This window comes from Xanthobacter versatilis, from assembly GCF_043193975.1.
GTDB lineage: Bacteria > Pseudomonadota > Alphaproteobacteria > Rhizobiales > Xanthobacteraceae > Xanthobacter > Xanthobacter autotrophicus_E.
On the sequence record NZ_JBAFVB010000008.1, the window covers coordinates 1 to 22,906 of the forward strand.

A 22,906-nucleotide genomic window follows, 5' to 3' on the forward strand; every position below is an offset into this window, starting at 1 on the left:
GTACTTCGTCGCCAGGTCAGCAGCCATGGCCGGAGCCGAAAGCGCCGCCAGCGCGACAGTGGCGAGAAGGAACTTCTTCATGACCAACCCCCTTGTTGGGTGTTACGCAAATTCGTTTCGTTACAGACGCGGAACACGAGTCACTTCGTCCAGTGGCACCTATCTAGCAGAGGCCCTCTCCGAAAGCCGTTACATTCCTGCCACACCGAACCCAAATCAGCACAACCAATTGCCTAAATTATATTGGGGTACCGTCCCTTAGCGCAATTTGCGGGGCTTCCGGAGCGCGAGGCCGTCGGTTCCGTGGCCAAACGGTAAAAAGAAAGTAAACACAATGTCTTCAGCCCTCATTCAGGCAAGGAGGGAGAATGTGGGATTTGAGCTGGTCCGATCCCCGAAAGAGGAGCCTTGCGATGCAACTTTCCCGAGTCCCACCGCTGGCGGCCGCGCTCCTCCTCGCCACCCTCGCCGCCGGCCCGGTCGAGGCCCAGGCGCGCCCGGACACCCTTGCCCTGTCCTGCCAGGAGGCCGCCGGCCTGGTGACGAGGAGCGGCGCCATCGTGCTCGGCACCGGTCCCAACATCTACGACCGCTATGTCAGCCAGATTCGCTACTGCTCGGGTGCCGAGCAGCTCAAGGCGGAGTGGGTGAAGACGCGGGATAATCCACAGTGCTTTGTGGGATATACGTGCTACGTGCCGAGTCGCGACAACGGCATGGGCCGGTGACGGCCGCGCAGGCGCCGATTCGGCAAGCGCGGTTTCGGCAGGAGCCGCTTCACGAGACCCGCTCCGCAGGCGGGACACCCTTGAGGATCGGACCGCCGCGCACCAGCTGTAGGGTGTCAGCCCGACGGACATTCCGAACGGAAAGGTCGAAGATGAGACGATTGCCCCTTGCCATCGGCACGTTCGCGCTGTTGGCCGGTCCCGGGCTTCTCGCGGGCCTCGCGCTTTTGGCCGGCACCGGCCACGCTGTTGCCCAGACCCCGAGCATCACCATGACGTGCGCGGAAGCGGCGGCGCTGATCAACACGCGGGGGTCTGCCGTACTGGCGACCTCCCGAACGCTCTACGATCGCTATGTGCGCGACCGGAGCTTCTGCCTCTACGATCAGGACACCAGGCCGGAATGGGTGCCGACAAAGGACAATCCCCAGTGCTTCATCGGCTATAGCTGCTTTGAGCCGTTCCGTGGGGGCAGCTATAGCCGCTGACGACTGACAGGGAGGCTGGACGGGCCTCTCGCCCCCGGCGACGGACCGGCAGCATTTGCCGGATCGCTGTTGCGGATCGGTGTCTGGGGCCTGGACGCAGGCACGCAATTGCTGCGTCCAGGCGCTTCTCCCATACGAACTCAGGCGATGCCGCGGGCCTTCAGCACGTCTTCGATCTCCTCGAGCACGCCGGCGTCGTCGATGGTGGCCGGAACCGACCATTCGTCGTGATCCGCGATCTTCTTCATTGTGCCGCGCAGGATCTTGCCCGAGCGGGTCTTGGGCAGGCGGTTTACAGTTACCGCCAGCTTGAAGGCTGCCACCGGGCCGATGCGGTCGCGCACGAGGCCCACCAGTTCCTTCTCGATCACGTCGGGCGCGCGCCGTTCGCCGGCCTTCAGCACCACGAAGCCGCAGGGCACCTCGCCCTTCAGCTCGTCCTTGACGCCGATCACCGCGCACTCGGCCACGTCCGGATGGGAGGCCAGAACCTCCTCCATGCCGCCGGTGGACAGACGATGGCCGGCGACGTTGATGATGTCGTCGGTGCGGCCCATGACGAAGACGTAGCCGTCATCGTCCAGGAAGCCGGCATCGGAGGTCTTGTAGTAGCCGGGATAGTCGGCGAGGTAGCCCTCGGCGAAGCGGTCGTCCTGCTGCCACAGTGTGGGCAGGCAGCCGGGAGGCAGCGGCAGCTTCACCACGATGGAGCCCATGGTGCCCGCCGGCACCGGCTTGGCGGCCTCGTCCACGATCTCCACGTCATAGCCCGGCATGGGCACGGTGGGCGAGCCGAGCTTGGTCGGCAGAAGACCGAGGCCCACCGGATTGGCGGCGATGGCCCAGCCGGTCTCGGTCTGCCACCAGTGGTCCACCACCGGGACCTTCAGCTGCTGCTGCGCCCAGATCACCGTATCGGGATCGGCGCGCTCGCCGGCGAGGAACAGGGTGCGGAAACGGGAGAGGTCGCGACCCTGCTTCAGCAGGCAGTCGGGATCCTCCTTCTTGATGGCACGCAGGGCGGTGGGCGCGGTGAACAGCGCCACCACCTTGTGCTCCTCGATCACCCGCCAGAACGCGCCGGGGTCCGGCGTACCCACCGGCTTGCCCTCGTAGACGAGAGTGGTCGCGCCATGGATCAGCGGGCCGTAGACGATGTAGGAATGCCCCACCACCCAGCCGATGTCGGAGGCGGTCCAGAACACCTCGCCGGGCGCGATGCCGTAGAGGTTCTTCATGCTCCAGTCGAGCGCCACCATGTAGCCACCCACGTCGCGCACGACGCCCTTGGGCTTGCCCGTGGTACCGGAGGTATAGAGGATGTAGAGCGGGTCGGTGGCCGCCATGTCCGCGCAGGGCGCGCTCTTGCCGGCATCGGCCGCTGCCGCGCAGGCCACCGCCCAGTCGAGGTCGCGACCCTCGGTCAGGGCGCCGGGCCCCTCGGGACGCTGGAGCACGAGGCAGCGCTGGGGCTTGACCGCCGACATGGAAATGGCAAGGTCGAGCAGCGGCTTGTAGGCCACCACGCGGTTGGGCTCGATGCCGCAGGAGGCGGCGAGGATCACCTTCGGCTCGGCATCCTCGATGCGGGTCGCCAGTTCCTTCGCCGCGAACCCGCCGAACACCACCGAATGGATGGCGCCGATGCGGGCGCAGGCCAGCATGGCGCCGATGGCCTCGGGCACCATGGGCATATAGATCAGCACCCGGTCGCCCTTGCCGACGCCGAGATCCTGCAGCACCGCGCCGAGCGTGCTCACCTCTTTGAGCAATTGCGCATAAGTGAGGGTGCGCTTGGCGCCGGTGACCGGGCTGTCATAGATCAACGCCGCCTGGTCGCCACGGCCGGCCGCCACGTGGCGGTCGAGGGCGTTGTGGCAGATGTTGCCCACGGCGTCGGGGAACCAGCGGCCATAGACGCCGGCCTCGGGATCGAACATCTTCTCCGGCGCCTTGGACCACTCCAGCGACTGCGCCGCCGCGCCCCAGAAAGCGGAAGGATCCGCACGCCAGCTGGCATAGGCTTCAGCGTATCCGCTCGTTCCGACTTCGGACATGGACGCCTCCCATTCGACCCTCTTGTTGGGGTTGGTTACTGCCGGTCACCTATCCACGACGCAAGTTCGCACAAATGCGTAAGACCTTGGTCGGGAAAATTCTTGGACCACACAGTTCACCTGGTCCAATAAATTGACCCGAATCAGCAGATCGCAATCCGCGACAGCCATATGGCGGACACCGGTGAGACTTTCGTCGCGCGTTGGCGAGATTGCACCTGATCGCCTGCCTCGGCTACGGTCGCGGCCCGAATACAACCGAAATTTCGGCGCGCCGACACCGCCGCGCCCTAAAAGCCTAGACTAAGGGGGGACCGATGGCCGGCGGCATCTATGACCTGCATCTCGACCGCAATCCCGCGAACTTCCAGCCGCTGACGCCGCTCGGCTTCCTGGAGCGGGCGGCCGGCGTGTTCCCGGACCACACGGCCATCATCCACGGCGCGCTGCGTCGCAACTATCGCGATTTCTATGCGCGCAGCCGGCGGCTCGCCTCGGCCCTCGCCAAGCTGGGCGTCGGCAAGGGCGACACGGTCGCGGTGATGCTGCCCAACGCGCCGGCCATGCTGGAGGCCCACTACGGCGTGCCCATGACGGGCGCGATCCTGAACTCCCTCAATACCCGCCTCGACGCCGCCATCCTCGCCTTCACCCTCGACCATGGCGAGGCCAAGGTGCTCATCACCGACCGGGAATTCTCCCCCGTCATGAAGGCTGCTCTGGCCATGGCGACGCGCAAGCCCGTGGTCATCGACTATGACGACCCGGAATTCACCGGCAAGGGCGAGCGCATCGGCACCATCGAATACGAGGATTTCCTGGCCACCGGCGACGCCGACTTCGCCTGGAAAACGCCCGACGACGAGTGGGACGCTATTGCGCTCAACTACACCTCCGGCACCACCGGCGATCCCAAGGGCGTGGTCTATCACCATCGCGGTGCGCATTTGCTGGCGGTGGGCAACGTGGTCACCTGCAGCCTCGGCAAGCATCCGGTCTATCTGTGGACGCTGCCCATGTTCCACTGCAACGGCTGGTGCTTCCCCTGGTCCATCACGCTGGCCGCCGGCACCCATGTGTGCCTGCGCCAGGTACGCGCCAAGCCCATCTTCGACGCCATCGCCGACTACAAGGTGACGCACATGTGCGGCGCCCCCATCGTCATGTCCACGCTGCTCAACACGCCGGACGCCGACAAGCGGCCCCTGCCCCACAAGGTGGAGTTCATCACCGCCGCCGCCCCGCCACCGGAAGCGGTGCTCGCCGCCATGCAGGAGGCGGGCTTCAACGTGGTGCATGTGTACGGCCTCACCGAGGTCTACGGCCCCTCCGTGGTCAACGAGTGGCACGCCGAGTGGGACGCCCTTCCCGCGCAGGAGCGCGCCATCAAGAAGGCGCGCCAGGGCGTGCGCTACGGCGCGCTGGAAGCGCTCGACGTGCTGGATCCCGACACCATGGTGCCGGTGCCCGCCGATGGCGAGACGCTGGGCGAGGTGATGTTCCGCGGCAATGTGGTGATGAAGGGCTATCTCAAGAATCCCACGGCCACCGACGCCGCGTTCGCCGGCGGCTGGTTCCATTCCGGCGACCTCGGGGTGAAGCATCCCGACGGCTATATCCAGCTGAAGGACCGCTCCAAGGACATCATCATCTCAGGCGGCGAGAACATCTCCTCCATCGAGGTGGAGGACGCCCTCTACAAGCACCCGGCGGTGAGTGCGGCGGCGGTGGTGGCCAAGCCCGACGAGAAGTGGGGCGAGACCCCGGTCGCCTTCGTCGAGCTGCGCGAGGGCGCGAGCGCGACGGCGGAGGACCTGATCGCCCATTGCCGGACCCATCTGGCGGCTTATAAGTGCCCGCGCCACATCGTCTTCGAGGAGATCCCGAAGACGTCGACCGGCAAGATCCAGAAGTTCCGGCTGCGCGAGATGGCCAAGGAGGTCTGAGTGGACGTCAAGGACGCGAACGGCGCCATCCTGAAGGATGGCGACAACGTGACCCTCATCAAGGATCTCAAGGTGAAGGGCACGTCCGTCACCTTGAAGCGGGGCACGCTGGTGAAGGGCATCCGCCTCACCGACGACCCGGAGGAGATCGACTGCAAGGTCGAGAAGGTCAAGGGCCTCGTGCTGCGCACGGAGTTCGTGAAAAAGGCCTGAGCGCGTTCGCGCGCTTCACGGATTCGGGCGCTGGGTTACAGACATGCTTTTCAATCCTGTCTGTAACCCGCCCCTCCGCCTGGGCCCTCCTCCTGGGCCCTCCGCCCTGCGCCCACTTCCCCTTCGGCACCTTTCCAATCGTTCATGCGGCGGCCATGGTGCGGTCATGCGGCAGCCGGCAAAGCTGCGCGCACTTCGTGTCGGGAGAGGTCCTTCGTGCGCGCGCTTTTCACCCTCGTCGGCGACATCCGCCGCCTCGCCCTACCCTATTTCAGGAGCGAGGAGCGGTGGACCGCCATCGGCCTGCTCGCCGCCGTCGTCGCCCTGGAACTCGCCTGGGTGTTCGCCACCGTGCTGCTCAACGAGTGGAACGTGGCCTTCTACAACGCCATCCAGGACAAGGACTTCCCGGCGTTCCAGCATCAGATCCTGATCTTCTGCGGCCTCGCCGCCGGTGCCATCGTGGTGGCGGTGTATCAGGTCTACCTGAAACAGGGGCTTGAGATCCGCTGGCGGCGCTGGCTCACCAAGCGCTATCTCGACGCCTGGCTCTCCGACGACGTGCACTATCGCCTGCGCCTGTCGGGCGATGCCGCCGACAATCCGGACCAGCGCATCGCCGAGGACGTGCAAATCTTCGTCAACCGCACCATCTCGGTCGGCGTGGGGCTTCTGGGCACCGTCGTCTCGCTGTTCTCCTTCAGCGTCATCCTGTGGAACCTGTCCGGACCGCTGGGACTGAAGCTCTTTGGCCACGAGATCAATATTCCCGGCTATCTGTTCTTCGCGGCGCTGATCTATGCGGCAGTGGGCACGCTCATCGCCCACTTCATTGGCCGGCCGCTGGTGAAGCTCAATTTCGACCAGCAGCGCTACGAGGCCGACTTCCGTGTCGATCTGGTGCGGGTGCGCGAGAATGGCGAGCAGATCGCCCTGCTGAACGGCTCTCCGGCGGAGGATCGCAAGCTCGATGGCCGCTTCTCCCGCATCTTCGGTAATTTCGTGGATCTCATGAAGGCGCAGAAGCGCCTCACCTGGTTCACCGCCGGCTACAACCAGATCTCCACCATCTTCCCCTACGTGGTGGTGGCCCCCGCCTATTTCGCCGGCCAGATCCAGCTCGGGCAATTGATGCAGACGGCAAGCGCCTTTGGCTCGGTACAGGGCTCCTTCTCCTTCTTCATCTCCAGCTATGTCACGCTCGCCGAGTGGACCTCGGTGGTGCACCGCCTCACCGGCTTCGAGGCAGCCATCACCAAGGCCCGCGTCGGCGCGGACGTGCCGGCCTTCGCCACCACGGGCGCGGCCAGCGCCCACGGCCTCACCCTGCGCGACCTCGACGTGCGCCTGCCCGGCGGCGGCCCGCTCATCCGCACCGGCGAGATCGCCATCGGCCGCGGCGAGCGGGTGCTGATCACCGGCCCGTCGGGCGCAGGCAAGACCACGCTGCTGCGCGCCATCGCCGGCATCTGGCCGTTCGGCTCGGGCACGGTGCACCGCAACGAGGACCAGCGCCTGCTGGTCCTGCCGCAGAAGCCCTACGTGCCCGTAGGCCGGCTCGACGTCGCCCTCACCTATCCGCGGCCGGTGGACATGGTGCCGAAGGACCGCCTCGCCGAGATCCTCACCGCCGTGGGCCTGCCCGCCCTCGCCGGCCGGCTGGAGGAGGAGGCGCTGTGGCCCCACGAACTGTCGCTGGGGGAACAGCAGCGCCTCGCCATCGCCCGCGCGCTGCTCGACGCCCCTGACGTGCTGCTGCTGGACGAGGCCACCTCGGCGCTGGACGAGCCGTCCGAGGCGGCGCTCTACGCGCTGCTGCAGGACCGGCTCCCGAACGCCACCTTCATTTCCATCGGGCACCGCTCCAGCCTCGCCGACCTGCACGACCGGGTGCTGCACCTGCATGGCGAGGAGACGCCCCGTACGTTGCGGCCGGCCTCCGCCCCCATGTTCCACGCCACCTGAGATTTCCACCCGACCTGAGACTTCCACTCCACCTGAGACGGAGTTGCTTGCCCCGGCGCACCTGCCTCCGCTAAGCCTTAAGGGAGCACCGTTGCTCCCTCTTGCTCCCGAGGCCTTGCGTGATTCCCTCCGCGCCTGTCGATCCCCGCCGAACGCCGCGCGACGCCGTTTATTACGCCCTCGCCGCCGGGTCCGGGCTCGTGGTGGGCGCGGTGGGCACGGTCTTCCACATGGCCGTGGATGGGATTTCCCGGTGGCCGGACCTTGTGCGCGCACATCTCGACGGTCCCCTGCTCTATCTCGCCATGTCGGCGGTGGCGGCGGTGATGGTGGCGGCGGCGGTGGCCTTGGTGCGCGCCTTCGCGCCCGAGGCGGCCGGGTCTGGCGTACAGGAGATCGAGGGGGCGCTGGAAGGCCTGCGGCCGGTGCGCTGGAAGCGGGTGCTGCCGGTGAAGTTCGTGGGTGGCGTGCTGGCGCTGGGCTCAGGCCTGGTGGCCGGACGGGAGGGGCCGACCATCCACATGGGCGCCGCCATCACCAAGGCCCTGTCGGACGCGGTCGGGCTCGGCACCCGGGATACGCGCGGCCTGCTTGCCGCCGGCGCGGCGGCCGGGCTGGCCGCCGCCTTCAACGCCCCGCTGGCCGCCATCCTGTTCGTGATTGAGGAGACGCGGCGCCAATTTCCCTATGGCCTGCGCACCTATAGCGCCGTCATCCTTTGTTCGGTGGCCAGCGCTGTGATGGCCGAGGCCATCAACGGCTCCGGTCCGGACATGAAGCTCGCGGTACCGGACATGCCGCTCCTGCTGCTGCCCGCCTTCCTGGTTCTGGGGGCGGTGCTGGGGGCGGTGGGGGTGGCCTTCAACCACGCGCTGGTGGCGTCGCTGGATGCGGCGCGGCGGCTCGCGCTGAAGGTCTCGCCCTATCTGCTGCCGGTGCTGGTGGGGGCGGCGGTGGGGCCACTTATCCTGCTGCGGCCGGAGGCGACCTTCGGCGGCGAGCAACTGGCGGTGTCCCTGCCCGGCCTCGGCCTGCCGGCGCTGACGCTGGCGGGCATCGTCATCATCCGCTTCGCCATGACCATGGCGAGCTATTCCACTGGAATTCCAGGCGGAATCTTCGCCCCGATCCTGGCGTTGGCGACCGCCGTTGGGGTCCTGTTCGCGACCCTGCTGGCGCTGGCGGTGCCGATGCCTCCCGATGCGGTGGCGGCGTTCGGGGTCGCCGCCATGGGCGGGTTGTTCTCGGCCACGGTGCGGGCGCCGCTGGTGGGAATGGTGCTGGTGGCTGAACTTACCGGCGCCTATGACCTTCTTGTTCCAGTGATTTTGACCTGCGTGACCGCCAATCTGGTGGCCGAGGCGCTGGGCGGCAAGCCCATCTACGAGGTGCTGCTGGACCGCACCCTGCGCCTTGCCGGAACCCCGCGCCACGAGGCCCCGCCCGCCAGCGAGGAATTCGGCGGCTGGGACGAGCGGGAACGAAAGACGAAGGTCTAACCCTCTATCAGATCAGGATTATCCAGAAACGGCAGGACCTCGCCCGGCGGCCCGCGCCGGGTGATGCGGCCGGCCTCCAGCACCACGATCTCGTCCATGCGCGACAGCCCGACCCGGCTGTGGGTGACCAGCAGCAGCGCCCGGCCGCGGGCGGCATCCAATACCGCCGCCATCACCTCCCGGGCGGTGTTTGCATCCAGACCTTCAAGAGGTTCGTCACACATCAATATCGGCGCGTCCTTCAGCAGGGTGCGCGCGAAAGCCAGCCGCCGCGCCTCTCCGCCGGACAGGCTGGTGCCATGGGCGCCCACGAAGGTCTCGAACTTCAACGGCTGCGCTTCGACAAAGCCCAGAATGCCCGCCGTCGCGCAGGCGGCGGCGCACCGCGCGGGCGACGCATCCGGGTCTGCCACCCGCAGATTGTCCATGAGGGTGTCGGCGAACACATGGTCGTCCTGCTGCAGCACGCCGAGGCGGCCGCGCAGGGCATCGGCGTCGATGGTCACCACCGGGACGCCGCCATAGGTGATGCGCCCATGGTCGGGCGCGCGGAAGCGCAGGGCGAGGGCGATCAGGCTCGACTTGCCGGAGCCGCTGGGGCCCACCACCGCCACATGGCGGCCCGGTGCCAGCTCAAGGTCGATGTCCGAGAGCGCCGGCCGCGCCGCGCCGGGATAGGTGAGGCCGACGCCGGCGAACACCAGCGCGCCCTCGGCCGGGGCCGGCGCGCCAGCCTCGTTCACCGGGGCCGGCCGGTCCACCAGGGCGAAGATGCGCCGGGCGCTGGCCAGCGTCACCGGCAAAGCCTGCATGGCCAGCGGCAGCGGCGCCAGGGCGTCGAACACGGCGAGGGCGGCCAGCGCCAGCATAGCCCAGTCGGAGGCCCCCAGCGTACCGCCGAGCACCGCCGGGGCGCCCACGAGCAGCACGCCGAGGAAGGCCACCTGCGCCACCAGCCCCACCCCGGCCCCGGCGGCGCCTGCGAGGCTGGCGAGGCGGCCCTCGTCGGCGAGCAGCGCATCGCCCTGCACCTCGATCAGCAGGCGATGGCGGCCCGCCGGATCGTAGATGGCAAGCTCCGCCGCGCCTTCCAGATGATCCACCAGCGCCGCCTCATAGGCCCCGGTGCCGGCGGCGAGGCGGCGGGAGGCGCCGGAGCCCAGAGCATGGACCAGCGCCGGCACCCCGGCCCCGGCCACCAGCGCCAGCGCGAGCAGCAGCAAGGCGATGGAGCCGTCATAAGCGGCCATGAAGGCGACCGCCACCACGACCACCACCAGCGCCGCCAGCACCGGCGAGAGAATGCGCAGGAAGGCAAATTCCAGCCGGTCGATATCGGTGCGCAGGCGGGCGAGGAGATCGCCGGAGCGTTCCGCCTCCAGCGCCGCCGGGGCCAGCGGCACCAGCCGGGTGAAGAACCACGGCCGCAGCCGGGCGAGGAAGCGCAGGGTGGCGTCGTGGCCCACCAGCCGCTCGCCATAGCGCGCACCGGTGCGGGTGAGGGCGAAGGCGCGGATGGCGGCAGAGGCGGTAAACGGGTTCATGGCTTCCCCCGCCGCGCCGGCCAGCGCCATGGCGGTGATGAACCAGCCCGAGGCCGCCATGAGCCCCACATGGGAGAGGCTCGCTGCAGCCGACAGCAGCACGGCGAGGGCCATCCAGCCCGCCTCCCGGCGCATGAGGGAAAGCAGCCGCAGGAAGGTGTTCATGCCAGCGCCTCCATGGCCACGTCCGGCCCGGTACGGGCGAGGCGGGCATAGGCCCCGCCCTGGGCGAGGAGATCGGCGGGCGGGCCGCGCTCGATGATGCGACCGCCGTCCAGCACCGCCACCAGGTCGGCCTCCGCCGCCTGGGCCAGGCGATGGACGGCGAACAAGGCGGTGCGGCCGGCCATGAGGCGGGAGAGGGCGGCATTCACCTCGGCCTCGGTGGCGCGGTCGAGATGAGCGGTGGGCTCGTCCAGCGCGATGAAGGGCGCGGAGCGATAGAAGGCGCGGGCCAGCGCCAGCCGGTGGGCCTCGCCGCCGGAAAGGCCGGAGCCGCCCTCCCCCACCCGCGCCATCAGGCCACCGGGCAGCCGCGCCACCGCCGGGCCGAGCCCGGCGGCCTCAAGGGCGGCGGAGAGGCGGGCGGGATCGGGCGCGGCCTCGCCGGGGGCGATATTGTCGGCGAGCGTCCCGGCAAACAGACGCGGGCGCTGGCCGGCATAGGCCACGTGCCGGCGCCACTCGGCCATGTTCAGGTCGGCGAGGGGCGCGCCATTCACCAGCACCCGGCCGGAGGTCGGCCGCACGAAGCCCAGAGCCAGATGGAGGAGCGAGGACTTCCCCGCGCCCGACGCCCCCACCAGCGCCACGCGCGCGCCGGCGGGCACCTCCAGCGTGATGCCATCAAGGGCGCGGCGGCCGTCCGGGAAGACGAGGGTCACATCCTCGAAGCGCAGGGCGATGGGGGGAGTTGGGGTGAGAGCATCGTCATGGCCGGGCTTGTCCCGGCCATCCACGCCGGGGGGCTGGGAAGACCTTCCGAAAGATGTTGCAGGCGGCTCAGCGTGGATGCCCGGCACCGGCCCGCTGCCGCCCGGCTCGGCGACGGCCGGCGCGTCGGCCAGCGCGACGATGCGCTCGGCGGCGCCGATGGCTTCCATCTTGGCGTGGTAGGCCGTGCCCATGGCCCGCAGCGGCTGGTAGAATTCCGGCGCCAGCAGCAGGATGAACAGGCCGTTGAAGAAATCCATGCCGCCCCACAGCAGCCGGAAGCCGATGAAGATGGCGGCGAGCGCGATGGAGACGGTGGCGAAGAATTCCAGCACCAGCGACGACAGGAAGGCGACGCGCAGCACCGTCATGGTGTCACGCCGATAGGCGTCGGCCACCTCGCCCACCCGCTGCGCCATGCGCGCCGTGGCATTGAAGGCCTTCAGCGTGGCAAGGCCCTGCACCGCATCCAAAAGATGACCGGACATGCGGGCGAGCGCGCGCCACTGGCGCTGGTTCAGCGCCTCCGCCCCCTTGCCGATGAGGATCATGAACAGCGGGATGAGCGGGGCGGTGGCAAGGAAGATGAGGCCGGACACCCAATCGAGGGGGAACACCGCGACGAGGATGGCCAGCGGCAGCACCACCGCCATCATGGAGGCGGGCAGGTAGCGGGTGTAATAGGGCTCCACCGCCCGGATGCCGGCGGACAGCGCCGCCACGGTCTCCCCCGTCCGCAGGGCGGAGAGGCCGGCGGGGCCGAGCCGCGCCACATGGTCCAGCAGGTCGGTCCGCAGGGTGCGCATCACCCGCGCCGCGGCGGCAAAGCCGGCCCGCTCCGCCGCCCAGCCGCACAGGGCCCGCAGGGCGATGGCGGCGAGGAAGCCGGCGATTTCGGCGCCGGCCTGCGTCAGCGGTCGATGGGCGAAGATGACCTGATCCACCAGCCGCGCCGCCAGCGCCGCCTGGACGATGACGCACAGGCCGGCGACGAAGGCGAAGACATAGGCCCGGGACAGGTCCCGCCGCGCCGGCGCGCGTAGCCGGGAGAGGAAGGCGGACAGGCGCTTGTCGTCGCGCGCGTTGGCGTCGCTCACGGCTGGTGATCTCCCGCGGGGATCTCCCGCGCTCTGCCCCGGTCGCTCGCATAGCACGGCGGTGGAGCGGTCCCAACGCGACAGGTTGGCGGGCGGGGGCACATCCGCTTGATCGGCGGGAGAAGGCGTCGCCGGAGCGCCGCGCCGGACCGCAGGCGCGAGGCTGCGGCTCGGGCCTCCTCCCCACAGGCGATCGGATCCGCCCTCAGGGATCCGCAGTTCGCCAGCCGTCCGGGGCCAGCACGACGACGGCGGGCGGGCGATCGCTCTCCACCGCACAGGCGAAGCCGGTGGGGGCCAGCACCGGCCCGGCCGCCAGCAGCAGGCGCCGCTCTCCGCGCTGGATGGCGGACGGCGAGCCGGACGGCCCCAACTTCACCGTGCGCGGGTCGCCGGCGAGGCCCTCGCCCGTCGCCTTGAGCACCGCTTCCTTGCCACACCATACGGCGAGGGCGGCAGCGGCGCGGGCCTCCTTCGGCATCGCGCGCCAGGAGACGTGATCGGCGGGATCGAACATGTCGCGGGCGATGTCGGTCCACACGTCCAGCGGGCGCGGGTCTTCCACGTCCACGCCAATGCACCCGCCGCGCGCAAGGCCCACCGCCACCGCGCCGGAGCAATGGGCAAGGTTGAAGTCCAGATCGCGCGGAACGTCGCCCGCCTCCTCGAGCCGGGGGCGGCCGTTGTTCGCGCGCGTCACCCGCACGGCGGCCGGCGCACAGTCCAGCGCCGCACCGAGCAGCAGGCGCGCGAGCTGCCAGGCGGCGCGGCGGACGGCGCGGTCCTCCGCCTTCAGGAGACGGGCGATACGCGCCTCCTCGGCCTCGGGCAAGGCGAAGCCGAGGCCCGGCCATGCGGCAAGGTCCGCCACCCGCGCCAGCACCACCAGGCTGTCACCGGGACCGGGGAGCGGCAGGCCGGCGGGGTCTGGAAACGTTTTCACAGATGGGTACGTGAGGGTGTGGAGCTGGATATTCAAGGGCCTGACCCGTCTCGCTCAGACGACAGCGGCGCGGGCGGCGCGCCAGGCGGGGATGACCTTGGCCAGCAGGGCGAGCAGCCGCGCTTCCTGGTCGCGCACGAAGAAATGGCCGCCGGGCCACAGCTCCACCGTGAGCGGGCCGCTGATCAGCGCGCTCCAGGCGTGGAGGGTTTCCGGCGGGGTCGCGGCATCCTGGGAGCCGCCGAGGATGATGGCGGGCACCGCCAGCGCCGGGCCGGGCTTGAAGGCGTAGGTGTCCACCATGCGGAAGTCGGCACGCACGGCGGGCAGGGTCATGGCGAGCAGGTCCGGCTGGGCCAGCACCTCCTTCGAGGTGCCGCCGATGGCGGTCAGCTCGGCCACCAGTTCGGCGTCGGTCATGGTGTGGCGGGCGCGGGGCGGGCCGTCGAGATGCGGCGCGGCGCGGCCCGACAGCACCAGCCCGGCCACGCTCACCCCCTGCCGGGCCAGCGATCGCGCCACCTCGAAGGCCAAAAGCGCGCCCATGGAATGGCCATAGAGCACCAGCGGCACGGTGCGCTGGGCCAGGGTGTCGGCAAGATCGTCCGCCAGTGCCGCCATGTCGGTGGCGAAGGGGGCGCCGTAGCGGGTGCCGCGGCCCGGCAGCTCCGGGCTGTCCACGGTGGCGATGCCGGAGAGCGTGACCTTCCAGGGCCGGAACAGCGCCGCCGAGGCACCGGCATGGGGCAGGCAGATGAGCCGCATGGCTCAGGCCCTCCCAGCGCGGGTGCTGCGGCGCATCACGGAACGGACGTGTCGGTTCATCTGCATGGCATGCCCCTCACGCCGAGAGTAAGCGTGAAAAGCCAGGCCGCTCAAGGGCTCTTGCTGCGTTGCGGCAGGATTTCAGCACCACAAGGGCAGCATGCCTTACCTTGGTGCCACCCTGTCGTCCCGGGCAGGTTCAGGCCGGCCCATGGACGGGGCGCACGATGGTGATCTGGAGTTCCCGCACCACCTGGTAGAGCGGGTCCGCCGAGGGCCGGATCAGCCCCTGCGAGGGTGCCCCCAGCTCCAGGATGATGAACACGCAGCCGGCGATGGCGGAAGCGCCCAGCAGCAGGAAGGCCATGACGGTGGCATTGCGCGGCGCGAACAGGCCAAAGCTCGCGAACAGCAGCGACAGCCACGCCACCAGCATCACGAAGAACGGGGCGGGCATCACCATCTTGGACTTCTCCACCAGCGTCCAGCGCGCATCCACCATGTTTTCCAGGATGCTGGCGGCGCGGGCCTGGATGTGCCGCTCGCGGTCGGTCTTCGGCTCCAGCCGCAGCACCTCGTCGTTGAGGGCTTCCAGTTCGTGCAGGGTGGTCACCCCCACCTCGTCGGTGGTGGAGGCGGGCCTCGAAATCTCGTTCGCCTTGGCGCGGGCATAGGCGGCGAGCCCGTCGCGGATGCCCGCGGTCTCGGCGCCGTAGCCGAGCAGCACGCGGTTGAGCTTGATGATGTCGGCGGCCAGCGCCTCGATGGCCGTGGTGCGAGCGCTGTAGGAGGACGAGGCGCTGTTCACCATCAGCCCCAGCACCAGCGCCGCCAGCGTGCCCACCACCGCCATGGATACGGACACGGCGGTGCCGGTTTCCCCGGTCAGGTGGTGCTCCGGCAGCTTGGGGGCCAGCCAGAGGCCGATAACCGCGCTGCCGCAGATGGCGAAGAGCGCGAGCAGGCTCGCCAGAATGGAACTCATGAGATGCGGTTTCCCGGGCTGCGGCTTCCTGAGTGGGTCACGCACCGGCTCGCGCGCGGGCGGTGGCCCTTATAGGGGCCTCAGGCCGGAAAGCGGAACCCCACCTGCCGCCGGGCTTGATCCGGCGCGCCATGTCGCAGCGGCCGGGCGGCCTGCCACGGCCACCCCGATCAACCCACAAGCGTCACCCCGCGCAGGCGACCGCCGCCAGCCGCTGCTGCCACAGGACCACGCCGGTCTTGTCGGGGTGGAGCCCATCCATGGTGGGAGAGGCGGCCGGCGCTGTCACCACGCGGGCGCCGGTCTCGCCCGCCAGAACGCGAATGGCAGCGTTCTGGCTGGCGATGAAGTCCCGGTCATGCACCGGCAGATAGTGCGGATTGCCGAGGTCGACCGGATTGACCTCCACCAGCACCAGCTCGCTCTTGGGGAAATAGCCCAGCAGGGTGCGGTACTTGGCGGCCCAGGTCCCGATGTCCATGTGGCCGGTGCGGGCGTCGTTGACGCCGATGGCCACCACCACCTGCCGGGGCGTCGCCAGCCGGCTGAACATGGGCGCGCGGGCGAGAAGATCGTCGATCTGGTCGCCCGGGATGCCGGAATTCAGCACCTTGGTCCCGCACAGGTGGGAAGGCGCGGCCTGGAAGGTGATGCTGTCGCCGAGGGCCAGCACCGGCGCGCCCGTCATCAGCGCCACGCGGTAGCTTTTCCAGATCATGCGGGTGTGCAGGGGGATGCGATTCCACAACACCAGGCACAGGCCGACGATACCGCCTACCGCCAGCGCCCGCATCAGCCACAGCCGCCAGCGCGCGCGGCCGGAGCGCGCGCGGTCGGCACTGCGCGTGTCGGCCTCACGGCTGGCGGGGGCCACAACGGGGGCGGCGGCGGTTCTGGCGCAGGGTTGGGTCATGACGGTTCGCCTTTCAATTCTATAAAGCAACTGCTGTGCCGCCCAATGGATGTGAGGCCCGCCCGGTCCTCGAAACCGCTTCAGTCCCGCGCCAGCGCCGCCACCGGATCGAGCCGCGCGGCGTTGCGGGCCGGCAGATAGCCGAAGGCCACCCCGATGAGGCTCGCGCACGCCACCGCGGCGACGATGGATGCGGCCGAATAGACCAGCTGGAAATTGGAGCCCGTGAGCGCGAACAGCGCGCCGAAGCCCAGCGCCAGCGCGATGCCGGCGATGCCGCCCACGACGCACACCAGCACCGCCTCGATGAGGAATTGCTGGAGGATGTCGGCCTGCCGCGCCCCCACCGCCATGCGCACGCCGATCTCGCCCACCCGCTCGGACACCGACACCAGCATTATGTTCATGACCCCGATGCCGCCCACCAGCAGCGAGATGACGGCGATGGCCGCGATCAGCGCCGTCATGGTCTGGGTGGTGGCGGTGATGGTCTTGCGGATGTCGTCGGTGTTGAGGATGAAGAAGTCCTTCATGCCATGACGCTGGGTGAGGAACCGCGTCACCTGCTGCTCGGCGAGGGCCACATCGGTGTCGTCGGCCACCCGCACCGTGATGGAGCGCAGGGACGTGCTGCCGAGGAAGCGGGCCTGCACCGTGGTGTAGGGCAGGTAGATGGACAGGTTCTGGCTGCCGCCGAACCCGCCCTGCTGGGGCGCGGTGACGCCCACCACCCGGCAGAACACGCTGCCCACCAGCATCACCTGCCCGATGGGGTCCACATCCTTGAACAGGGCCTTGCGGGTGTTCTCGTCGATCACTGCATCGAGGGCGAGGGCGCGCACGCTGTCGCGGTCGAAGAAGCGGCCCTGCGCGAGCTTGGTGCCGCGGGCGGCGAAATAGCCCTGCCCCACCCCGTTCACCAGCGCGTTGGCCTCAATGGCGCCGAAGCGCACCGTGCTCTGGGTGGAGACGGTGGGCGTCACCGCCGCCACATAGGGCTGGCGGGCCAGCGCATCGGCATCCGCCACCACCAGCGTGGTGATGCGGCCGGAGCGGGTGTCGCCGAAGCTGCGGCCGGCGAAGATCTCCAGCGTGTTGGTGCCGAGGCCGGAGATGTCGGCCAGCACCCTTTGGCGCGAGCCCTCGCCCAGCGCCACCACGCACACCACCGAGGCGATGCCGATGATGATGCCGAGCATGGTCAGGAAGGTGCGCAACCGGTGCGCTGCCATGGCGAGGAGCGCCATGCGTAACGCCTCCTTGAGGCGCCCGGCATAGGCGGGGGCCCGCGCGGCGCGGGAAATTGGCGCCGGAACCTGCCCCCGCGCAGATCCCGGCGCCCGCTCGGGCGGTGGGCGCCCGAAGCGATCGGAAAGGGCGGTGTCCATATGGGCGGTGTCGACACGCGCACCGCCCTTGCCGGGACGGTCGGCGACGATCTCGCCGTCGCGGATCTCGATGATGCGCTGCGCCCGCTCGGCCACGCCCATGTCGTGGGTGACGATGATGATGGTGCGGCCCTCGGCGTGCAGCTCGTCGAGGATGCGCAGCACCTCCGCGCCGCTCTTGCTGTCCAGCGCGCCGGTGGGCTCGTCGGCGAGGATCACCTGCGCCCCGTTCATCAGCGCGCGGGCAATGGAGACCCGCTGCTGCTGGCCGCCGGAGAGCTGGCCCGGCCGGTGGGTGGTACGGTCCGCCATGCCGAGCCGCGCCAGCAGGCCGCTCGCCCGCGTCCGCCGCGCCTCGGCCTGCGTCCCCGAATAGATGGCCGGGATCTCCACATTGCCCAGCGCGGTCAATTCCGAGAGCAGGTGATAGCGCTGGAAGATGAAGCCGAAATGCTCCCGGCGCAGCGCCGCCAGCGCATCGGCATCAAGGTCCGAGGTCTCCTGCCCGGCGATGCGGTAGGCCCCGCGCGTGGGCCGGTCGAGGCAGCCGAGGATGTTCATGAGGGTGGACTTGCCGGAGCCCGAGGCGCCGACGATGGCCACCATCTCCCCCTCGGCGATGGCAAGGGTGATGTCCTTCAGCACCGTGATGGTGCCTTCGCCGGCCGGATAGGCGCGGCTGAGGCCGCAAAGTTCAATGAGAGGCACTCGCTCCATGCGCATGGCTAGAACCCCATGGGCGGCGGGCCGGGCACGCGCGAGGCCGTGGCGGCGCCCTGCACCTTCTCGCCAGTCACCACCCGTTCGCCCGCCGTCAGCCCGGAGCGGATCTCGGCGGTGATCTTGTCGTTGAGACCCACCTCCACCTTGCGCCGCGCCAGCGTGCCGTCCGGCTCCACCACGCGCACGCTGTCGCCCGCCCCGTCGCGCTCGAGCGCGGTGGCGGGAACGGTGAGCACCCCTTTGGCCTCGCCGAGGACGATGTGCACCTCCGCCGTCATGTAGGTGCGCAGCCGCCCCTCCGGGTTCGGCACGTCGAACAGGCCCATGTAGTAGATGGCTGAGGAAGAACTGGACGAGGAAGAAGACGACGAAGAAGAAGACGTGCTCGTGGTGGTGAAGCTGCTGTCGGTCTTGATCGATTCCGGCGCCGGCTCGATGAACGCGAGCTTGCCGTCATAGCGGATGTCCGGGGCGCCGAGGATGGTGAACCACAGGGACATGCTTGGTGCCACCTTCACGATGTCGGCTTCGGAGATTTCCGCCCGCACCGTCATCACGTCGAGGGCGCCGAGGATGACGATGGTGGGCGCCGACTGGGTCGCGTTCACCGTCTGGCCCTCCTGGGCCACCAGAGCGAGCACGGTGCCGTCGATGGGGGCGGTGATGCGGGTGTAGCCGAGGTTGGCGCGGGCCGTCTCCACCGCGATGGCGGCCTCCACGATCTGCGCCTCCAGCGCCGCGAGCTGGGCGCGGGTGACCTTCACGGCGGCCTCGGCGGTCTCGAAGTCGGCCTGCGACACCGCCTTCTGCGCCACCATGGTGCGCTGGCGGGCCAGCGCCTGCTCGTTGAGGGTAAGGGTCGCCTCCTTCTCCGCCTTCTGGGCGCGGACATTGGCGAGCGACGCCTCCGCCGTGCCGAGCGCGTTCTGCTGGGTGACGGAATCGATCTCGGCCACGAGGTCGCCGGCCGTCACCTTCTGCCCCAGCCGCACCTTGACCGAAGTGATGCGGCCGGACGCCTGCGCGCCCACCGCCACCAGACGCGACGGCTTCAGCGTGCCGCTGGCGAGCACGGTCTCGGCCACGTCGCCCCGGGTGACGACAGCAGTCATCAGCGCGCTGCCGGGATCGGGCGCGGTGAATCGGGAATAGCCATAGGCCGCGACCGCAAGCAGCACCGCGAGCGCCCCCCAACGCCAGAGCCGGCGCGACGGGCGCGCGGGCAGCCTGGGCGCGGGGTCGCGGTGGGTGGCGGCCGGCGCCGGATCGAAGGGCGGAAGCGCGTTCATGCCGGCGGCCTCACTGGATTGCCGACGCCGGCAGGCGCGCGAAATGGGGGCCGGTATTGTCGTCCACGACCACCGGCATCGTCGTGTCCACCGCCCCGTCCCAGCCGCCGCCCAGCGCCTTGTTGAGCGCCACATAATAGGTCGCCACCGCCACCCGGCTCTCGATCAGCGCCGTCTCGGCCGCATAGAGCGAGCGCTCGGCGGTGAGCACGTCAAGGAAGCTCGACGAGCCCGCCCCATAGAGCGCGTGGGAGAGCCGCGCCGCCTCGCGGTAGGAGGCGGCGGAGGCGGTGAGCCGGCCGGTCTTGAGGCGCTGCTGGCCGAGGGAGACGGAGGCATTCTCCACATCCTCCAGCGCGGTGAGCACCGCCGCGCGATAGGCGAGGAACGACTGGTCGCGCTCTGCCTCCGCCAGTTCCTGCGCCGCCTTGAGCTGCCCGCCGGTGAAGATCGGCACCGTCAGTGTCGGCCCGAGCGACCAGCTGATGGAGGAGCCGCGCGCCAGATCCCCCAGTTGCGTTCCGGTGGTGTTGAGCGTGCCGGCGAGGCTGATGGAAGGATAGCGGTTGGCCGTCGCCTGCCCCACCAGCGCCGTGGACTGGCCCAGCCGCCGCTCGGCGGCGCGCACGTCCGGGCGGGCGGTGAGCACCTGCGCTGGAATGCCCTTGGGCACCGGCAGGCGCGGTGCCGGTACCGCGCGCGGACGCTCCAGCCGTCCGGTGAGCGCCGCCGGCTCCCGCCCCGTGAGCACGGACAGGCGATGCACGCTCTGGGCATAGGCCGCTTCAAGCTCTGGAATGTCCGCCTCGGTACTGGCCGCCTGCCCGGCCGCATTGGCCGCGTCCAAGGCGGAAGCGCCGCCGGCGTCGAGCTTGCGCCTGGTCAGCGCGGCGGTCTCGCGCTGGGCGCTCGCGGTGCGGCGGGCGAGCGCGATGCGCGCCTGATATCCGCGCGCGTCGATATAATTGGTGGCCACGTCGCCCACGAGGGTGACGAGGGCGGCGTCGAGATCGTCCACCGCTGCATCCGAGCCGTAGGCAGCGGCCTCCACGCCCCGACGGTTGGCGCCGAACAGGTCGATTTCCCAGCTGGCGTCGAGCCCCGCCTGATACTGGCCATAGGTGCTGGCGACGGTGACATCGCCCCCCGACCCCACGTTGCCGCCATTGTCGCCCCGTGTGGCGGAGGCGTTGCCGGTGACCTGCGGAAACAGGGCGCCCACCTGCTCGCGATAGGTGGCACGGGCCGCACGCACCTTGGCCTTGGCGGTCGCCACGTCGAGATTGCCGGCCACCGCTTCCTCCATCAGCCCGTCGAGCACGCCATCGCCCAGCCGCCGCCACCAGCGCTGGAGCTGCGGAGCGGCCTCCGCCCTCTCGCCGCGCCCGCTGCCCCAGTGGTCGGGCATGGCGAGTTGCGGTGTCTCGTAGTCCGGCCCCACGGCGCAGCCCGACAGGACCAGCGCCGCCAGCAGCCCGGCCGCCACCCGTGCCAGAATCCGCGTCGGAACCTGCGCCCGAACCCGCGCCAACACCCGATGCGTCATGGACGCCATGCCGGGACGTCCCGGCGCACAGAGGCGGGAGCGGAAGGGGTCGAGGGGGTGGGCCGGTTCATGGCCCCAGTGTCACGGTCGAGGTGACCGCAATAGGACCCGGGCGCATCGTTTGTTTTCCGTCCGTATCCGAACGTTTCCGCCTGGGGCCGGAACGCGCGCGGCGGCCCCCGCGTGGACAAAAAAGCGCCAACCGGAAGTGAACGATTTGCCCGCCCGATTGTTGAGCCCAAGGTCGGGCGCCGAAGCCGATGGGCACGGCCCTCGGCCGCGACAGGCCCCCCGGACCAACAAGGAGACGAACATGGCGATCATCCGCACCGGCTCGGCCCAGTGGAGCGGCGGCATCAAGGACGGCAAGGGCGCGATCTCCACCGAGAGCGGCGCGCTGTCCGCCTATCCCTACGGCTTCGCCAGCCGCTTTGAGAACCAGAAGGGCTCGAACCCGGAGGAGCTTTTGGGCGCCGCCCACGCCGCCTGCTTCACCATGGCGCTCTCGCTCATCCTCGGCGGGGCCGGCCTAACCGCCACCGACCTCCAGACCTCTGCCAAGGTGTCGCTGGAGAAGAAGGAGGCGGGCTACGAGATCACCGCCGTGGACCTCACCCTCACAGGCACCGTCCCCGGCGCCACCCCGGAGCAGTTCGCGGAACTGGCGGACACTGCCAAGGCCAACTGCCCCCTCTCCAAGGTGATCCGCGCCGCCATCAGCCTCAACGCCACGCTGAAGACCTGAGGGTCAGCCCTCAGCACTCACGCCGCCGATTTCTCCCAGTCGGCGGCGTGAGGTACCGCGTCGGCGATCATGCGATAGGAGGCGAGGCGCTTGTGGTGGTCGAACACATCGGACACGATCATCACCTCGTCCACCAAGGTCTCGGCCACGAAGGCCTCGATGCCGGCGCGCACGGTCTGCGGACTGCCCACCACGGAGCGGGAGAGGAAGCGGGCGGCCTGCGCCTTCTCCATGGGGGACCAATAGGTCTCGATATCGGCGATAGGCGGCTGGCTGAGGCCGCGGGCGCCACGGAAAATGTCCGCCACCGACATCTGCTGGGTGGTGGCGAGGTGGCGCGCCTCCTCGTCCGTCTCGGCGGCGATCACGTTGAGGCCGGCCATGGCATAGGGCCGGGAAAGCTGCGCCGAGGGCTGGAAGCGGGCACGATACAGCTCCAGCGCCGGGATCAGGTCCGCCGGCGCGAAATGGGAGGCGAACGCATAGGGCAGGCCCAGCGCCGCCGCCAGCTGCGCCCCATACGTACTCGATCCGAGGATCCACAGGGGCACGTTGGTGCCGGTGGCCGGCACCGCGAACAGGGACTGGCCCGGCTCGGCATCGCCCAGATAGGCCTGAAGCTCGATCACGTCATTGGGGAAATGGTCGGAATTGGTCAGCGAGCGGCGCAGCGCCCGCATGGTGTTCTGGTCGGTGCCCGGCGCGCGGCCGAGGCCGAGGTCGATGCGGCCGGGGAACAGTTGCGCCAGCGTGCCGAACTGCTCGGCGATGACCATGGGCGCGTGGTTGGGCAGCATGATGCCCCCCGCCCCCACCCGGATGTGGCGGGAGCCGGCGGCCACATGGGCGATGACCACGGAGGTCGCGGCGCTGGCGATGCCCTGCATGTTGTGATGCTCGGCCACCCAGAAGCGGCGATAGCCCCACTCTTCCGCGTGGGCCGCCAGATCGCGGGCATTGTCGAGGGCATCGCGGGGGCTGGACCCCTGCCGCACCCGCACCAGATCGAGAATGGAAAGCTGCACCATGAGACCCTGCCTCAACCGCGCTGGCGCCGCGCCCGGCACCAGACTTCAGGAAAGAGCGCGCGTTGCCCGGCCCGCCCCGCAAGCGTGCCGGCGCGTGCTCCAGCGGATCGC

18 protein-coding genes are annotated in these 22,906 nt (G+C 69.7%); 7 read left to right on the forward strand and 11 right to left on the reverse strand.

Annotated features, from left to right (window positions below; translation table 11 throughout):
• Nucleotides 1–413: 413 nt before the first annotated feature.
• The gene (locus tag V5F66_RS15570) at nucleotides 414–728 is read left to right on the forward strand and encodes a hypothetical protein (protein ID WP_394052569.1); all 315 of its coding nucleotides are present in this window, start codon (nucleotides 414–416) and stop codon (nucleotides 726–728) included.
• 152 nt (nucleotides 729–880) lie between these two features.
• Entirely contained in the window at nucleotides 881–1,216 is a 336-nt protein-coding gene (locus V5F66_RS15575; protein ID WP_012114484.1) for a hypothetical protein, read from the forward strand.
• 140 nt (nucleotides 1,217–1,356) lie between these two features.
• On the opposite strand, the gene V5F66_RS15580 is transcribed toward V5F66_RS15575, so the two are convergent.
• Nucleotides 1,357–3,273, reverse strand: coding sequence for a propionyl-CoA synthetase (locus V5F66_RS15580; protein ID WP_012114483.1), 1,917 nt, complete (start codon nucleotides 3,271–3,273; stop codon nucleotides 1,357–1,359).
• Nucleotides 3,274–3,590: 317 nt separating this feature from the next.
• On the opposite strand from V5F66_RS15580, the gene V5F66_RS15585 reads away from it, so the two are divergent.
• The 4 genes from V5F66_RS15585 to clcA all read left to right on the forward strand — a co-directional run bounded on the left by V5F66_RS15585 (nucleotide 3,591) and on the right by clcA (nucleotide 8,896).
• Nucleotides 3,591–5,219, forward strand: a complete 1,629-nt coding sequence (locus tag V5F66_RS15585) for an acyl-CoA synthetase (protein WP_394094200.1) — start codon at nucleotides 3,591–3,593, stop codon at nucleotides 5,217–5,219.
• The gene (locus V5F66_RS15590) at nucleotides 5,220–5,432 is read left to right on the forward strand and encodes an alkylphosphonate utilization protein (RefSeq protein ID WP_012114481.1); all 213 of its coding nucleotides are present in this window, start codon (nucleotides 5,220–5,222) and stop codon (nucleotides 5,430–5,432) included.
• Between the two features lie 216 nt (nucleotides 5,433–5,648).
• Nucleotides 5,649–7,397 (forward strand): ABC transporter ATP-binding protein/permease, encoded by a 1,749-nt coding sequence (locus V5F66_RS15595; protein WP_394094201.1) that lies wholly within the window; start codon nucleotides 5,649–5,651, stop codon nucleotides 7,395–7,397.
• Between the two features lie 119 nt (nucleotides 7,398–7,516).
• Nucleotides 7,517–8,896: a H(+)/Cl(-) exchange transporter ClcA gene (gene clcA / locus V5F66_RS15600; RefSeq protein WP_394094202.1), complete on the forward strand. Its 1,380-nt coding sequence runs from the start codon at nucleotides 7,517–7,519 to the stop codon at nucleotides 8,894–8,896.
• On the opposite strand, the gene cydC is transcribed toward clcA, so the two are convergent.
• From cydC to V5F66_RS15645, 9 genes are all read right to left on the reverse strand, one after another.
• Nucleotides 8,893–10,605 carry a thiol reductant ABC exporter subunit CydC gene (gene cydC / locus V5F66_RS15605; protein ID WP_394094203.1) on the reverse strand — a complete coding sequence of 571 codons (1,713 nt, stop codon included), beginning with the start codon at nucleotides 10,603–10,605 and terminating at the stop codon, nucleotides 8,893–8,895. The two genes, clcA and cydC, sit on opposite strands and share 4 nt — an antisense overlap.
• Nucleotides 10,602–12,470 carry a thiol reductant ABC exporter subunit CydD gene (cydD, locus tag V5F66_RS15610; protein WP_394094204.1) on the reverse strand — a complete coding sequence of 623 codons (1,869 nt, stop codon included), beginning with the start codon at nucleotides 12,468–12,470 and terminating at the stop codon, nucleotides 10,602–10,604. Before cydD ends, cydC begins: the two co-directional genes overlap by 4 nt.
• Nucleotides 12,471–12,675: 205 nt before the next feature.
• On the reverse strand, nucleotides 12,676–13,413 hold the full coding sequence (locus V5F66_RS15615; protein WP_394094205.1) for a 4'-phosphopantetheinyl transferase family protein: 738 nt from the start codon (nucleotides 13,411–13,413) through the stop codon (nucleotides 12,676–12,678).
• A gap of 54 nt (nucleotides 13,414–13,467) precedes the next feature.
• Entirely contained in the window at nucleotides 13,468–14,178 is a 711-nt protein-coding gene (locus V5F66_RS15620; protein WP_393999574.1) for a thioesterase II family protein, read from the reverse strand.
• A 199-nt stretch (nucleotides 14,179–14,377) separates the two neighbouring features.
• The gene (locus V5F66_RS15625; RefSeq protein ID WP_394052556.1) at nucleotides 14,378–15,163 is read right to left on the reverse strand and encodes a bestrophin-like domain; all 786 of its coding nucleotides are present in this window, start codon (nucleotides 15,161–15,163) and stop codon (nucleotides 14,378–14,380) included.
• Nucleotides 15,164–15,347: 184 nt separating this feature from the next.
• Nucleotides 15,348–16,076, reverse strand: coding sequence for an SGNH/GDSL hydrolase family protein (locus V5F66_RS15630; protein WP_394007443.1), 729 nt, complete (start codon nucleotides 16,074–16,076; stop codon nucleotides 15,348–15,350).
• A gap of 80 nt (nucleotides 16,077–16,156) precedes the next feature.
• The gene (locus tag V5F66_RS15635) at nucleotides 16,157–18,187 is read right to left on the reverse strand and encodes a MacB family efflux pump subunit (protein ID WP_394094206.1); all 2,031 of its coding nucleotides are present in this window, start codon (nucleotides 18,185–18,187) and stop codon (nucleotides 16,157–16,159) included.
• A gap of 2 nt (nucleotides 18,188–18,189) precedes the next feature.
• On the reverse strand, nucleotides 18,190–19,476 hold the full coding sequence (locus tag V5F66_RS15640) for an efflux RND transporter periplasmic adaptor subunit (RefSeq protein WP_394094207.1): 1,287 nt from the start codon (nucleotides 19,474–19,476) through the stop codon (nucleotides 18,190–18,192).
• 10 nt (nucleotides 19,477–19,486) lie between these two features.
• Entirely contained in the window at nucleotides 19,487–21,031 is a 1,545-nt protein-coding gene (locus V5F66_RS15645; protein WP_394094208.1) for an efflux transporter outer membrane subunit, read from the reverse strand.
• A 304-nt stretch (nucleotides 21,032–21,335) separates the two neighbouring features.
• On the opposite strand from V5F66_RS15645, the gene V5F66_RS15650 reads away from it, so the two are divergent.
• A complete protein-coding gene (locus tag V5F66_RS15650; protein WP_394094209.1) occupies nucleotides 21,336–21,767 on the forward strand; it encodes an OsmC family protein in 432 nt (143 codons plus the stop codon).
• Nucleotides 21,768–21,784: 17 nt separating this feature from the next.
• Here V5F66_RS15650 and V5F66_RS15655 read toward each other — a convergent pair whose 3' ends face one another.
• A complete protein-coding gene (locus tag V5F66_RS15655) occupies nucleotides 21,785–22,795 on the reverse strand; it encodes an LLM class flavin-dependent oxidoreductase (RefSeq protein ID WP_012114468.1) in 1,011 nt (336 codons plus the stop codon).
• Nucleotides 22,796–22,906 lie beyond the last annotated feature (111 nt).